Source organism: Pseudomonas iranensis (assembly GCF_014268585.2).
Taxonomy (GTDB): Bacteria; Pseudomonadota; Gammaproteobacteria; order Pseudomonadales; family Pseudomonadaceae; genus Aquipseudomonas; species Aquipseudomonas iranensis.
Genome location: NZ_CP077092.1, coordinates 3509718 through 3524289 on the forward strand (window position 1 = coordinate 3509718; position 14572 = coordinate 3524289).

The 14572-nt window shown below is 60.1% G+C and carries 11 protein-coding genes; 3 read left to right on the top strand and 8 right to left on the bottom strand.

Annotated features, from left to right (window positions below):
- Positions 1-100 precede the first annotated feature (100 nt).
- The 3 genes from HU724_RS15605 to HU724_RS15615 are packed head-to-tail and all read right to left on the bottom strand — an operon-like array spanning position 101 to position 3375.
- A complete protein-coding gene (locus HU724_RS15605) occupies positions 101-1024 on the bottom strand; it encodes an HlyD family secretion protein (protein ID WP_437180362.1) in 924 nt (307 codons plus the stop codon).
- A 25-nt stretch (positions 1025-1049) separates the two neighbouring features.
- The gene (locus HU724_RS15610; protein ID WP_016774855.1) at positions 1050-1250 is read right to left on the bottom strand and encodes a DUF1656 domain-containing protein; all 201 of its coding nucleotides are present in this window, start codon (positions 1248-1250) and stop codon (positions 1050-1052) included.
- A complete protein-coding gene (locus HU724_RS15615; RefSeq protein WP_186569081.1) occupies positions 1240-3375 on the bottom strand; it encodes an FUSC family protein in 2136 nt (711 codons plus the stop codon). The genes HU724_RS15610 and HU724_RS15615 overlap by 11 nt, the downstream gene beginning before the upstream one ends.
- Before the next feature lie 170 nt (positions 3376-3545).
- On the opposite strand from HU724_RS15615, the gene HU724_RS15620 reads away from it, so the two are divergent.
- The 3 genes from HU724_RS15620 to HU724_RS15630 all read left to right on the top strand — a co-directional run bounded on the left by HU724_RS15620 (position 3546) and on the right by HU724_RS15630 (position 7904).
- The gene (locus HU724_RS15620; protein WP_122611339.1) at positions 3546-4601 is read left to right on the top strand and encodes a tetratricopeptide repeat protein; all 1056 of its coding nucleotides are present in this window, start codon (positions 3546-3548) and stop codon (positions 4599-4601) included.
- A 133-nt stretch (positions 4602-4734) separates the two neighbouring features.
- Positions 4735-6237 carry an ATPase domain-containing protein gene (locus tag HU724_RS15625; protein ID WP_186569082.1) on the top strand — a complete coding sequence of 501 codons (1503 nt, stop codon included), beginning with the start codon at positions 4735-4737 and terminating at the stop codon, positions 6235-6237.
- Positions 6234-7904: an ATP-binding protein gene (locus HU724_RS15630; RefSeq protein ID WP_186569083.1), complete on the top strand. Its 1671-nt coding sequence runs from the start codon at positions 6234-6236 to the stop codon at positions 7902-7904. The genes HU724_RS15625 and HU724_RS15630 overlap by 4 nt, the downstream gene beginning before the upstream one ends.
- Before the next feature lie 91 nt (positions 7905-7995).
- Here HU724_RS15630 and HU724_RS15635 read toward each other — a convergent pair whose 3' ends face one another.
- The 5 genes from HU724_RS15635 to HU724_RS15655 are packed head-to-tail and all read right to left on the bottom strand — an operon-like array spanning position 7996 to position 14522.
- On the bottom strand, positions 7996-8373 hold the full coding sequence (locus HU724_RS15635) for a response regulator (RefSeq protein ID WP_016774860.1): 378 nt from the start codon (positions 8371-8373) through the stop codon (positions 7996-7998).
- A 44-nt stretch (positions 8374-8417) separates the two neighbouring features.
- A complete protein-coding gene (locus tag HU724_RS15640) occupies positions 8418-9632 on the bottom strand; it encodes a hybrid sensor histidine kinase/response regulator (protein WP_071172558.1) in 1215 nt (404 codons plus the stop codon).
- Complete coding sequence (locus HU724_RS15645) at positions 9626-10219, bottom strand: chemotaxis protein CheB (RefSeq protein WP_122506843.1); 594 nt, start codon at positions 10217-10219, stop codon at positions 9626-9628. Before HU724_RS15645 ends, HU724_RS15640 begins: the two co-directional genes overlap by 7 nt.
- Complete coding sequence (locus HU724_RS15650; RefSeq protein WP_186569084.1) at positions 10216-11049, bottom strand: CheR family methyltransferase; 834 nt, start codon at positions 11047-11049, stop codon at positions 10216-10218. Before HU724_RS15650 ends, HU724_RS15645 begins: the two co-directional genes overlap by 4 nt.
- A complete protein-coding gene (locus HU724_RS15655) occupies positions 11049-14522 on the bottom strand; it encodes a response regulator (RefSeq protein ID WP_186569085.1) in 3474 nt (1157 codons plus the stop codon). The genes HU724_RS15650 and HU724_RS15655 overlap by 1 nt, the downstream gene beginning before the upstream one ends.
- Between the last annotated feature and the right edge of the window lie 50 nt (positions 14523-14572).

The window sequence follows — 14572 nt, forward strand, 5'->3', positions numbered from 1 at the left end:
GGAATGCCTCAAGGGACGCTCCGCGTCCAGTGACGCGGAGCGTCACGGGCTGCATTCCCACGCGGAGCGTGGGAACGATCAACACAGCTCCTACCGGGGATCAGGGTTCCAGGACGGTGACGGTGGCGGTGGTACCGGCGCGCAGGCGATGCTTGCCGGCAAAGTCACCATCAATGCCAATGCGCACCGGCACCCGTTGCGCCAGTTTCACCCAGGTGTAACTCGGGTTGATGTTTGCCAGCAGACGACTGCCCGGCGCGTTTTCGCGGTCAGCGATGGCAAAGGCGATGCTTTCTACCGTGCCGCCGAAACGCTCACCGCTCATCAATTGAATGCGTACCCGATCACCCTCCTCGATTCGCGGCAACTTGGTTTCCTCGAAGTAACCGCTGACATAAAAGGAATCGCTGTCGACCAGCGCCAGCAGTGCCCCGCCCGCCTGTGCGTAATCACCTTGGCGGGTCAGCAGGTTGGTGACATAGCCGCTCACTGGCGATTCAACGCGGGTGCGCTGCAAGTCCAGTTCGGCTTGGGTCAGCGCGGCAATTGCCAGTTGCACATTGGCTTCGGCCAGCCCGAGGTTGGCCTGATTGCGCAATAGATCCGCCTGGGCAACCGCTACGTCGGTACTGGCCTTCTCCCATTCTTCACCAGAAATCGCGAAGCCCTGCTTCAGCGTACGGCGGCGGCGCTCCTCGCTCTGACGTTGTTTGAGCAACGCCTCACTGGCGACGATTGCCGCTTGCGATTGCCCCAGCGACGCCTTGGACACTTCCACCGAACGCCGGGCATGCTCGACCGCCAGTTGATAGCGCGCCGGATCGATCTCCAGCAACAATTGGCCCTTGTCGACATGCTGGTTGTCCTGCACCGCCAGTTTGACGATACCCCCCGAGACATCCGCCGACAGCGTCACCACATCTGCCCTCACCCGGGCATCCCGCGTCCACGGCGCCCGGGTGTAATACTCCCAGGCGAACCAGCCGAGGACGATCGCCAGGATCACCACTGCCACGGTCATCATTCGTGCAACTAGTGCTTTCAAGACATCAGGCTCCCATCAACAGAATCAGCGTGGCGCAGACACAGGCATACAGCGCGCCTTCGAACAGTGCTTCATGCCACACCAGGCGCAGCACGCCGAGGCGCCGCAGACACCAGTCCAGCAACATGAAAATCGGAATCGCCAGTAACAGTGCCTGGGCAATCGGCGGCAGATAAACGCCGCCAATTTCGAAATCAATGGGCAAGTTGCGGTTCTCCTTCCAGGCCTTGAGGTTGCAAATAATCGCCGTGCCGCTCGAGGAACGACACGACAATCAGCAGCGCCACACGCATACGAAACACCGACCATAGATGTTCATGACTGGCGGCGTGCAGCTCGTCCAGCTCATCTCCGAGTTGGTGCAACGTGGCCAGCAGCGCCGCAAGCTGGACATCGTCGCGACCGGCAACCAAACGACCAGTCTTGCGCAACGCCGACGCCAGGCGTTGGCCGAACGCATCGGTAAGTAGTGCGTTGTTCTGCGCCTGCTGCCGCAGCTGATGCATGGCCACGCCCAAGGCCACGCATGCCAGGCTGATTTCATACAAGCGCTGCATGGCACGATCGTTCGCCGCTGGCAGCAGGCCGAGCATGCTGGTCAGGCGATCGGTCATCCGACTCTCGAAAGCGAATTGTTGTTCATCGGTCGCCGGCATTTTGCTCAGTTGGTACACCTGCTCCCGCGCTTCGCCGTACAGGCGGCGGATGCGCAAGGCCGGGCGGAACGGGAAGATCAGCGCATAAACGATCAGGGCCAGCATCGCTGCGCTGACGTAGGCGCCGGCGAATTCGAACCATTGAATCGCCGTGTTCTGGCCAGTGCCGGTATTTTGCGGTCCGAGCATGAGAAAACTGGACAGGCCAAGACCCATGCCGATACCGGCGGTGGCCGGACTGGAAATGCCCACGGCAATGGCATACAGCAGCGGCGCCAGCAGCAACGCGAGCAGCTCGAAATCGCTGATCGCCGGCACCAGCATGAATTGATAGAACGCCGATACCAGCAGTGCCAGGCCCAGGCCGCGCGCATAGCTTTGCGCAGCCATCAGCGGACGCGGAAAAGTCGCCATCAACGAACAGAGAATCCCCACCAGAATCATCCCGCCGCGCGCGCCATCCCACGCCGTTTCGATCCAGATCAACCCGCTGACCAACAGCGCGGTAAAGGCACGGATCGCATTCATCGAGGCCAGGGTGAAATCCAGATGCAACGGACTGCTCTGGCCGCGATAGAGACAACTGGCCGGGCGCCCTTCCTGAATCGCGTCGCTGAGTTCGAGGATCTGCTCAAGTTGCTGCAACAGGCGCGCCTGCTCCCACCGCAGCGCCCATGCCAATGAACGCAGGGTCGCGCTCATGTTCTCGGTCTGCTGCTCGGCCTTGTACGCCAATGCTTCGAACTGTTGCTGCAAGGTGACGAAACGCTGCCGATCGGCGCCAGACAGCGCGCGGCCCTGTTGCGCCAGCTGCTCAAGCAACGCCAGTTCCTCGGCACGCAACTGCTGGACCTCCAGCGGCAGATCGCCCTCCCAGCGCTCGATGAGCAATTCACGCTGATGACGCAGCGCGGTGAGTCGCGAGGTCAGCAGCATCAGTTGATTGCCGAGCAGCAATACCAGGTTGTCGGCACTGCGCAAACGTGGGGCATCGAAATACAAATGACGTCGCAAACCTTCCAGTGCGCTGATCTCACCGAGCAGCTGCATCTGCCGACGCTGGAAATCGGCTTCGCTTTCTTCCGTGCGAAGCACTTCGGCGGCGTGGCTGGCGGTCAGTTTGATCACCTGATCGATTTTGGCGAAATAACCTTTGGCCACTGCTTCAGGCCGGGCTGTGAGCAGGCTCACCACGCAAACGCAGGCAACGGCCAGCAGGGTTTCGGTGACGCGGGTGACCGCTAGCAAAAACGTGCCTTCCTGATCCGGGATTGCCAGCAAGGCCACCACCACTGCGGTGTAGCCACTGAGCACGAACGCCTGGGAACTGGTGTAGCGCAGCAAGGTGCCGCCCGCCGTGCACAGCGCCAGCCACAACGCCAATGTCGTGATGAACGGAAGCGGCGCCTGAGGGAAAATCGCCATGATCAGCACCGCCACCGCCGCACCCACGGTGGTGCCGATCACCTGGCCGAAACTGCGCGCCAGTGCCATCCCTGCCAGTGGCTGGCTGACGATCACCACGGCCATGATTGACCACTTCGGCTGTTCGAGATCGAAGATGAACGCCAGATAAAGGGTCAACAGCCCGGCGGCGATGGTCCGCAGGGCAAACAGCAGAACAGCCTGACCGGGATGGATCAAAGCCTTGAAATAGGTGTACAGCGCAGACATGGGCACTCTCTTTAAAACGACTTCTGCAAGCGTAGACATTGCAGCAAAAGCCTGACGGATTTCACAGTCGACACGTGTTGTAGGACGATTCGCTGGCAACGGTTTGACTCACGCGCCAAGCTGAACGAAGCTTGCCGCTCTGCTCAAGTTCGAAGCTTTCGGAAACCCGCATGACTCAGTCCCGCCGCAACCTGCTGATCGGCCTAGGCCTAGTACTGATCCTCGGCGTCGTCTGGCTGTCCTGGCGCAGCAGCACTCCGACCATCCCCGATGCTATCAAACATGGCTACAGCGAAGCGCTGAACGCCGCGCGCACCGGTGAACCCGGTGCGGCGCGCCAGTTGTACCAGCAATTGGGCCGCCCGGACATCTCGGTCAAGCGCCGGGTCTGGCTGCATGGCGAGCTGCCCAATTACCCCAGTCCGCAGGCGTTGAAGCTGGCGGACATCGACTTGCATCACGAAGCGCCGCAAGTGCGCGTCGCAGCGATCAAAAGCATCGTCGGTCTGGTGCCCGGCGGGCAACGCAGTCTGCTGCTAGGACCGTTGCTCGATGATGAAGAGCAAACTGTCCGTTTCGCCGCGATCAATGCCCTGCTCGGCCTGGCCCCGGACGAGCTCGGCCTGTATTTCGCACCGCTACAGCAGGCCATCGACGGCTGGCAACAGACCCTGGAAAGCCAGCCGGAAAGCGCCGCCAACTATGCGCAACTGGCCCGTCTCTATATTCACAACGCCGAATACAAGCAGGCCCAACAGGCTTTGGACAACACCCTGCGTCTGGAACCGGGCAACCTGCCGGCGCTGGTCATGCAGATCGATGTGCTCGACCGCCAGGGCCAGAGCGATGCCGCTCGCCAGTTGCTCGCCCGCCAACTCAAGGCGCAGCCCGATTCGGCCTATCTGCAACATGCCCTCGGTCTGTGGCTGCTGCACCATGGCCAGCGCGAATATGCCCTGCTCGGCCTGTCCAAAGCGGTCGAACTGGAACCGGACAACAAGGATTATCGCTACGACCTCGCCACCACCCTGCACAGCGCGGAAGAACTGGAAGCGGCGCAGAAACAACTGCAGGAAATCGTCCAGCGCCACCCCGCCGACCGCAAGGCGCGGGTGTTGCTGATCAACTACTGGAAAGAAAGCGGCCAGCTGCAGAATGTGCAGATTCTGCTGGCGCAACTGGAGCAGCTGAATCCGGACGACCCGGCCCTGCAACAAGGTCTTTGATCAAGGTACAGCGGGTGCGATCAACCACCTGTCGAAAGAAAAAGCGGAACCGTGAACATGCCCTGAGGTCAAGTTATTCAGGCGGCTCACTTAAGCCAGCCGCCGGATTACCCTAGTCATAAGAGGGCGTTTTTTGACTACATCAAACGAGTTGATCAGTGCAAAGGCCGCCGTCGGCATTGTAGGTCTGGATGACATCCTTGCCGGTGGCCTGTCTCGCGGCCATGTGTTTTTGCTCGAGGGGGAACCCGGAACCGGCAAAACTACCGTGGCTTTGCATTTCCTCCGCGCCGGTGCGCTGGCCGGGGAACGTTGCTTGTACATCACTCTTTCGGAAACCGAGAAAGAACTGCGTCAAGGTGCGCTCTCCCACGGCTGGGAGCTGAACGAAAACATCAAGATCTTCGAGCTTACACCGCCGGAAAGCCTGCTCAATGCCGAGCATCAGCAAAGCCTGCTGTATTCCTCGGACCTTGAACTGGGCGAGGCGACCAGGCAGATTTTCGAAGTGGTCGAACGCTTCAAGCCGACCCGCGTAGTGCTCGACAGCCTCTCGGAAATCCGCCTGCTGGCGCAGAGCTCCTTACGCTATCGTCGGCAGATTCTGGCGATCAAGCACTACTTTGTGCGCTACGACGCCACCGTTCTGCTGCTCGATGACCTGACCACCGAATCCCTCGAGAAGACCGTGCACAGTGTCGCCCACGGCGTGATTCGCCTTGAAGAGCTGACGCCAAGCTACGGCGCCGAGCGTCGTCGCGTACGAGTGGTCAAATATCGCGGGCAGAAATACCGTGGCGGTTTCCACGATTTCACCATCATGGGCGACGGCGTCCATGTTTTCCCACGCTTGGTAGCGGCGGAACATCGCGGCGACTACCCACGTCTGCAGCTGTCCAGCGGCATCCCGCAAATGGACGCCCTGCTCGGCGGCGGCATCGAGACCGGCTCCAGCACGCTGATTCTCGGCCCGGCCGGTACCGGCAAATCGATGATTTCGATGATCTTCGCCGCCGCAGCGGTGGCCCGAGGCGAAAAAGCCGCGCTGTTCATTTTCGATGAAGAGCTGGGCCTGCTGTTCGAACGCATGCGTCATCTGGGCATCGACCTCAAAGCCTTGCAGGCCACCGGTAATCTGCTGATCGAACAAGTAGACGCGGCCGAATTGTCTCCCGGTGAGTTGTCCCACCGCGTGCGGCGTTGCGTCGATGAGCTGGGTATCAAAACCGTGGTGATCGACAGCATTAACGGCTATCAAGCGGCGATGCCGGAAGAAAATGCGCTGGTGCTGCACATGCACGAGCTGCTGCTGTACCTTAACCGCAAAGGCGCGGCGACCTTCATGACGGTCGCCCAGCACGGTCTGGTCGGCGATATGCAGGCGCCGGTCGATATCACTTACCTGGCCGACACGGTGATTCTGTTGCGCTACTTCGAAGCCCTCGGCAAAGTCCGCCGGGCGATCTCGATTATCAAAAAACGTACCGGCAACCACGAGTCGACCATCCGTGAATACCGGATTTCCTCGCGTGGCATGACCATCGGCCAACCGCTGGAATCCTTCCAGGGCGTGCTGCGTGGCGTGCCGACCTACATGGGAGCGAGCAATCCATTGCTTGAGGATGAAAGCTTGTGACGGTCAACACGCCGTTGGCCGAGCGGGTGCTGGTGCTGGCGCCCATGGGTCGTGACAGCCAGATCGCGTTGATGATTCTCAACGAAGCCGGTTACGGCGGCATGGTGGCGCCGAATCTCGGCGCTCTGTGCACCGAACTGGAGGTCGGCGCCGGGTTGCTGCTGATTGCTGCTGAAGCGCTGCGCGGACCGGAACTGGAAGGGCTTATCGCCTACCTTGACCAGCAACCCGCGTGGTCGGACATGCCCATCGTGCTGCTGACTCATCATGGCGGCGATGAACAAGGTCCGCCGTCGCGTCTCAGCACCCTGCTCGGCAACGTGACTTTTCTCGAGCGCCCCTTCCATCCCGCGACGCTGGTCAGTCTGGTCTCCGCCGCCCTGCGCGGGCGGCGACGACAATATGAAGCACGCGATCGGCTGATCGACCTGAGTGAAAGCGAACGACGCCTGCAATCGACTCTGGAAACCCTCGAGCAACAGGTTGAAGAGCGCACCGCACAACTTCGCCACAACGAAGAAGCGCTGCGCCAATCGCAGAAAATGGAAGCGGTCGGCCAACTTACTGGCGGCATTGCTCACGACTTCAACAATATGCTCACCGGCATCATCGGTAGCCTGGAACTGCTGCGCCGGCGTCTGGCCCGGGGCCGCACCGAAGACCTCGACAGTCTGATCGATCTAGGCGTGACCTCCGCCAACCGCGCCGCCGGCCTGACTCACCGCTTGCTGGCGTTCTCGCGTCGGCAATCCCTCGACCCGAAAGCCGTGCAGATGAACACGCTGGTGCTGTCGATGGGCGAGCTGCTGCAACGCAGCCTCAATGAAAGCATTCATCTGGAGATGCGCCTGGACGACGACCTCTGGGTTGCCGAGGCCGATCCCAATCAACTCGAGAGCGCCCTGCTCAACCTGGTAATCAACGCCCGCGACGCGATGCCCGAGGGCGGCAAACTCGTGGTGGAAACCAGCAATCAGGTGCTGCATCGCGATTTCACTGCGGCTTACAGCAATCTGGAGCCGGGCGATTACGTGATGCTCAGCGTCACTGACAACGGCAGCGGCATGCCGCAGAGTGTGGTCAGCCGCGCGTTCGATCCGTTTTTCACCACCAAGCCGATCGGCCAGGGCACCGGCCTCGGGCTGTCGATGATCTATGGCTTCAGCAAGCAATCACGCGGGCATGTGTCGATCGACAGTGAAGTCGATCAAGGCACCACGGTAAAACTCTACCTGCCGCGTTTCCGTGGTGAGGAAGTGGAAATTCCCGTCTCGGATTCGCAGCAGGCTCCGTATGCGATGGATGGCGAGACCGTACTCATCGTCGAAGACGATCCGGCTGTACGCGTGTTGGTCAGCGCCGTGCTCAGTGAGTTGGGTTATGCCTTCGTGGAGGCCGGTGATGCCGACGGCGCCATGCCGATTCTCAACTCGACGCAACGCATCGACCTGCTGATCAGTGATGTTGGCCTACCGGGGATGAACGGTCGTCAACTGGCGGAGGTTGGTCGGCAATATCGGCCAGGTCTGAAAGTGTTGTTCATCACCGGTTATGCCGAGCACGCGGCGGTGCGCGGTGGCTTCCTCGACTCGGGAATGCAGATGATCACCAAGCCCTTCACCTTTGATCTGCTCACCGCCAAGGTGCGCGAGATGATCAATAGCTGAGCCTGTAGGAGCTGCCGAAGGCTGCGATCTTTTGACCTTGATCTATAAAAAGCAAAATCAAAAGATCGCAGCCTTCGGCAGCTCCAACATATCAGGCCAGCAACTCCTGAATCTTTTCCTGCAACACATCCAGATCGAACGGTTTTTCCAGGATCGGTGCCTTGCTGGTGATCGGGCTGCCGGTCTCACGGATTTCCTGCGGGTAGCCGCTGATGAAAATCACTTTGAGGTCCGGTCGCAATTTCACCGCTGGCTCGGCGATCTGCACGCCGGAGATCCCGCCCGGCAGGCGGAAATCGGTAATCAGCATGTCCAGGTGAGGTTTGCTGGCGAGGATCTCGAAAGCCTGCTCGCCATTTTCCGCTTGCAACACGCGATAGCCCTGCCCTGACAGGTAATCCGTCAGGACCATCAAGATAACCGGTTCGTCTTCGACGACGAGTACTACATCTTGCGCATCTACGCTCATGGGAAGCCTTTGTTCGGTCAATAGCTGCTGATACGACCGTGTGGTCACTCAGAGGTTGCGTCGGATATGCCGTTTTCCTGGATCGGCAGACAAACGCGAAACAGGGCGCCTTCGTTGATTTCACTCTCGACGACGATGGAGCCGCCATGGGCGGCGACGATCTGCTCGGAAATGAACAGACCCAGCCCGAGCCCGGCCACCACCGTCTTGGCGGACACCCGTTCGAACTGCTGAAAAATACGCTTCTGGTTCTCGGCGCTGATGCCGATGCCGTGGTCCTGGACCTCGACCCGCGCCTCCTCGCCTTCGCGATAGACGCGCACCTGAATCGGGCTGCGACCGCCATAACGCAAGGCATTGGTCAGCAGATTGGACACCACTTGCTCGATGCGGAACTCGTCCCAGCAACCTTCGACCGGCTCGGACGCCTCAAAGGAAACGCTGGTTTCCGCCGCCTCCATTTGCGGAGCAAAGTTCTGCAGCAGATTGCTGACCAACTGCACCAGATCGAAACGACTCGGGCGGATCGACAGTTTGCCGGTGCGTATCCGCGAGACATCGAGCATGTCTTCGATCAGACGGATCAGACTTTTGATCTGCCGCTCATCGCGGTCGACCATCGCCTGCATCTTGTCGAGGGTGAATGCCGCGGCGTTGTCTCGCGCCAGGTGCATCTTGCGCAGTTGGGTTTCAAGAATCAGACCATTGAGCGGCGTGCGCACCTCGTGCGCAACGATGGACATGAAGTCATCGCGCATGCGCACCGCTTGTTCCAGCTCAAGCTGAGTGCTTTGCAGTTGTTGCAGCAGCGCTTCCTGCTCGCGGCGGGCCTGCTCCAGCGCCTCGACCTGCTGTTTCATGGCCTTGCTCTGGCGATACAGATCGACGAAAACGTTGACCTTGCTCTTCACCGCATGAATGTCCAGCGGCTTGTGCAGGAAGTCCACCGCACCGCTTTCGTAGCCCTTGAACGCGTAGTTGAGTTCACGGCCGGCGGCGCTGACGAAAATGATCGGAATGTTCTTGGTCTTCTCGGTGCCGCGCATCAACTCGGCCAGTTCGAAGCCATTCATGCCGGGCATCTGCACGTCGAGAATGGCCATGGCGAATTCGTGTTGCAGCAACAGCGACAGTGCTTCGTCCGCCGACAGAGCCTTGTAGACCGTGCGATCCTCGCGCTTGATCAGCGCTTCCAGCGCCAGCAGGTTTTCTGGCAGATCGTCAACGATCAACAGTTTGGCTTGGATATTACTCAGCATGCGATTCGTTCCAGCTCGACTAGCAGACGGCCGATGCCGTGAATGGGTAGGACATGATCCGGCTGCAGAACGTTCAGTGCAGCCTGGGGCATGGTGGCGACTTGTGCATCATCGGGGTCTTGAACAATGGTCAGGCCGCCGCAGTGCTTGACGCAGGCCAACCCGCGCGCGCCATCGTGATTGGCGCCGGTCAGCAGCACGGCGGCGAGTGTCTCGCCGTAAACGTCAGCGGCCGATTCAAACAGGTAATCAATAGACGGCCGCGAATGATGCACGCGATCCTCCAGGCTCAGCGACAGGCTGCGATCCGCTTCGACCGACAAGTGATAACCGGGCGTGGCGAAATACACCGTGCCGGCTTCAATGTCCTGCTTGTCTTCAGCTTCCTTGACCGGCATCGCCACACGGCGGGAGAACACTTCGGCCAGATGACTGCGCCGCTCTTCCGGCAGATGCAGAACGATGATGATCGGCAGCACATAGCCTTTGCGCAATGGCCCGAGCAGGGTCAGCAACGCCTCGACACCGCCTGCGGAGGCGCCGATCACGACGGCCTCGATGCGAGGCAGGCTCGGGGTGTCGTTCATGATTTGCGGTAGATCCGTTCTTGTTTGACCAACGCCTCGAACTGGCTCGAATAGTTGGAAAAATCCAGGGTTTCCTTGCTGCCCAGCACCAGAAAGCCGCGATGCGATAACGATTCATGGAACAGCCCGAACGCCCGGTCCTGCAACTTCTTGTTGAAATAGATCAGCACGTTGCGGCAGGAAATCAACTGGGTTTCGGAGAACACGCTGTCGGTGGCCAGGCTGTGGTCGGCGAACGTCACGTTCTCGCACAGGCTCTTGTCGAAAATCGCGTAGCCGTAGGCTGCCGTGTAGTAATCGGCAAACGAACGCTGACCGCCGGCCTGCTGATAGTTGGCAGTGTAGGCACGGACGTTTTCCATGGAGAAAATCCCTTGCTTGGCCTTCTCCAGCGAGCGCGGGTTGATGTCGGTGGCGTAGATGATCGTGCGGTCGAGCAGGCCTTCCTCGCGCAACAGGATCGCCATTGAATAGACCTCCTCGCCCGTGCTGCATCCGGCAATCCAGATCTTCAGCGACGGATAGGTGCGCAGCAGCGGCACCACTTCGTTGCGGATCGCCAGGAAGTGCGACGGATCGCGGAACATCTCGCTGACCGGGATCGTCAGCAGTTGCAGCAGTTGCATGAACGCGGTCGGGTCGTGCAGGACTTTTTCTTGCAGGGCCGAGATGGTCGCGCACTCGAACTGACTCAGCGCGTGCTGCACCCGGCGCTTGATCGAAGCGCCGGAGTAGTCGCGAAAGTCATAGCTGTATTTCAGGTAAATCGCCTCGATCAACAAGCGTAATTCGATTTCGCTGTTGCGCTCGGCTGAACTGCTGCGTTCCACTAGATGCGTTCCATTTTCGGTAACCACACACGTATCAGCGAGAACAGACGATCAAGGTCGATGGGCTTGGCCAGGTAATCGTTGGCGCCCGCTTGCAGGCAGCGCTCCTGATCGTCCTTCATGGCCTTGGCCGTCACCGCGATGATCGGCAGCTTGCGCCAGCGCGGATCCTTGCGGATTTCCATGGTGGCTTCGAAGCCATCCATTTCCGGCATCATTACGTCCATCAGCACCAGGTCGATGTCCTCGACTTCATGAAGTTTCTCAATCGCTTCGCGGCCATTACGGCCGATCACCACGACTGCGCCTTTGTGTTCCAGCGCGCTGGTCAGGGCGAAGATGTTGCGCACATCGTCGTCCACCAGCAGCACTTTGCGACCTTCAAAGACCTTGTCGCGGCTGCGCGCGGTCTTGAGCATCTTCTGCCGTTCATGGGACAGCTGCGATTCGACTTTGTGCAGAAAGAGTGTGACCTCGTCGAGCAATCGCTCCGGGGAGCGTGCGCCCTTGATGATGATCGAGCGCGAATACTTGCGCAGTTCGGCCTCTTCGTCGCGGGTCAGGTTGCGTCCGGTATAAACGATGACCGGCGGGAACGAGCAGATGTCCTCGGTGGACATGCGCTTGAGCAGATCGTTGCCGAGCATGTCCGGCAGCTTGAGGTCGATGACCATGCAGTCGTAGATGGTCGTGCGCAGCAATTCCAGGGCGTCCTGGGCCAGGCCGACGGCAGTGATTTCGATGTCTTCGTCGCCAATCAGCCGCGCGATGCTTTCGCGTTGCAGATCGTCATCTTCGACCAGCAACACGCGTTTGACCTTCTGCGTCAGCTTGGCCTCGAGACGGGCGAACACATCCTTGAGCTCTTCGCGGGTGGTCGGCTTCACTGCGTAGCCGATCGCGCCCATGTGCATGGCCGCTTCGACGCGGTCTTCCACGGAAATCACGTGCACTGGAATGTGCCGGGTTTCGGCGCGTTCTTTCAGGCGTTGCAGCACGGTCAGACCGGAATGATCCGGCAGGCGCATGTCGAGCAGGATCGCATCCGGAACGAATTCGCGCGCCAGGTCGTAACCTTCGTCAGCGCCGTGGGCGACCAGACACATGTAGCCCAACTCATGGGCCAGGTCATAGAGGATACGGGCGAAGTTCGGTTCGTCCTCCACCACCAGAATGCAGCGGGTGGCGAACGGTGCCTTGTCGCGATCGTCGGCAAAGCGCGGGATGACTGCCGGAATCGCCGATGCGAGCGGAGCCGCAACAGCAACTGGCGCAGGCGTCACAGGTGCCGGGTGGAACGTCAGCGGCGCGGCCGGCGTTTCGCCGAACTCGTGATACTGGCGCGGCAACACCAGCGTAAACGTGCTGCCCTGCCCTGGCACGCTGTCGACGCTGATCGAACCGCCAAGCAACGTTGCCAGATCCCGCGAGATTGACAGGCCCAGACCGGTGCCGCCGTACTTGCGATTAGTGGTGCCATCCGCCTGACGGAACGCCTCGAAGATACTTTCCTGCTGATCCGCGGCGATACCGATCCCGGAATCCTTGACGCTGAAGGCGATGTGATCGTTCGGCTGCGCGGTGATGCTCAGGCTGACGGCGCCGTGCTCAGTGAACTTGATCGCGTTGGACAGCAGGTTCTTGATGACCTGCTCCAGACGCTGACGGTCGGTGAACAGCAAGCCCGGTGCGTCCGGCTGAACCTCGACGCTGAAGGCCAGTTTCTTGTCCGCCGCCAAGGGTTCGAACATCGAGCGCAAGCCGTCGACCAGACGATCGACGCGGGTGTTTTCGGCAATCACTTCAAGCTTGCCGGCCTCGACCTTGGAAATGTCGAGAATGTCGTTGATCAGGTTGAGCAGATCGTTGCCGGCCGAATAGATCGACTCGGCAAACTTGACCTGTTCCGCCGACAGATTCTGCTGCGGGTTCTCCGCCAGCAGCTTGGCCAGAATCAGCGAACTGTTTAGCGGCGTGCGCAGTTCGTGGGACATGTTGGCGAGGAATTCGGACTTGTACTTGCTCGAGCGTTGCAGCTCTTCGGCACGCTCTTCAAGCTGGATCTGCGCATGATTCAGCTCGGTGTTTTTCTTGTCCATCGCATCGCGCTGCTCGGCGAGCTGCTCGTTGGTCTGCTCCAGCTCCACTTGCTGGGTTTCCAGATGCGCCTGGGATTCCTTGAGAATCCGCGACTGTTCTTCCAGCTCTTCGTTGGCAGTCTTCAGCTCTTCCTGCTGCACTTGCAGCTCTTCATTGAGCTGCTGGGTTTCGGCGAGCACTTCCTGCAAGCGCTGACGGTAACGCGCCGCTTCGATCGAGGTGCCGATGTTGCCGGCAATCAATTCCAGCAATTCGATGTCGCGCTCGGACAGCGGACGCAGGAAGCCCAGCTCGATCACACCGTTGACCCGATCGTCATCGCTGGTCGGCACCACCAGCACACTGTGCGGCAGGCCTGCGCCGAGACCGGAGCTGACTTTGAAATAGTCGCCCGGGACCGCGTCGAGACGGATCAGGCGCGCTTGTTCTGCGACTTGGCCGACGATGCCTTCGCCGCTGTAGATCGTTTGATTGAGCTCTTCCTGCTCGCGGGAGAAACCATAAGTCGCCACGCGCTTGAGGCCGCCATGCTCTTCACGCACATAAAGCGCGGCGACGGCAGTGCCGAGGTATTGCGCGCAGAATTGCAGAATGTTGCGCCCCAGCAGGTTCAGCGTCAGTTGCCCCAGCACCTGCTCGGCCAATTGTGTCTGGCCGTTGCGCAGCCACGCCTGTTTCTCGAGGCGTTCAGCGCTGGCCAGCTGCGCGGCGAGGTTGGCGCTGTAGTTGGTCGACAGGTTGAGCAAATCACGGCGGCCGATGTAGGCCAGCAACCCACTGATACCGACGATGAAAATCAGATAAAGGGTGATGCTCCAGATGGTGGTGCGACGCACATCCTCGTTGCGCGTGGCGCGCAGCACTTGCTCGGTCTCGATGACGTCCTCGAATTGCTTGCGGATCTCATCGGTCAGGCGCTTGCCCCGCCCGGCCTTGACCGCGCCGCGATAATCACCGCTGCTGCGCTGCAGATCGATCATCGACTGCGCGTAATTGGCCCACTCCACCTGCAAGGCTTGCAAACGGCGCAGGCGATCGGTCTGCACCGGATTATCGGCGGTCAGCTCCAGCAACGTATTGAGGGCAACATCAATGCGCGGCTTGGCGATCTCATACGGGTCGAGGAAGTGCTCGTCACCGCTGAGCAGATAGCCGCGCATGCCGGTTTCCAGATCAACGGTGAGCTTCACCGCTTCATTGGCGTTATTGATCACCCGGTCGGTGTGCTCGACCCATTGGATGACCGACAGCAAATAAGTGATCAGCGAGACGAAGAACACGGCGCTGAGCACGCCGACGCCCAGCGGCAGGCTGACGTTGCGACTCAGAAGTTTGCGGAACCGTTGTTCATCAACCGAGGACGGAGAGGACATGGGGCAGCCTTGTCGAACTGTTGAAAACCCGAGAGTTTGCCCCAAAACCC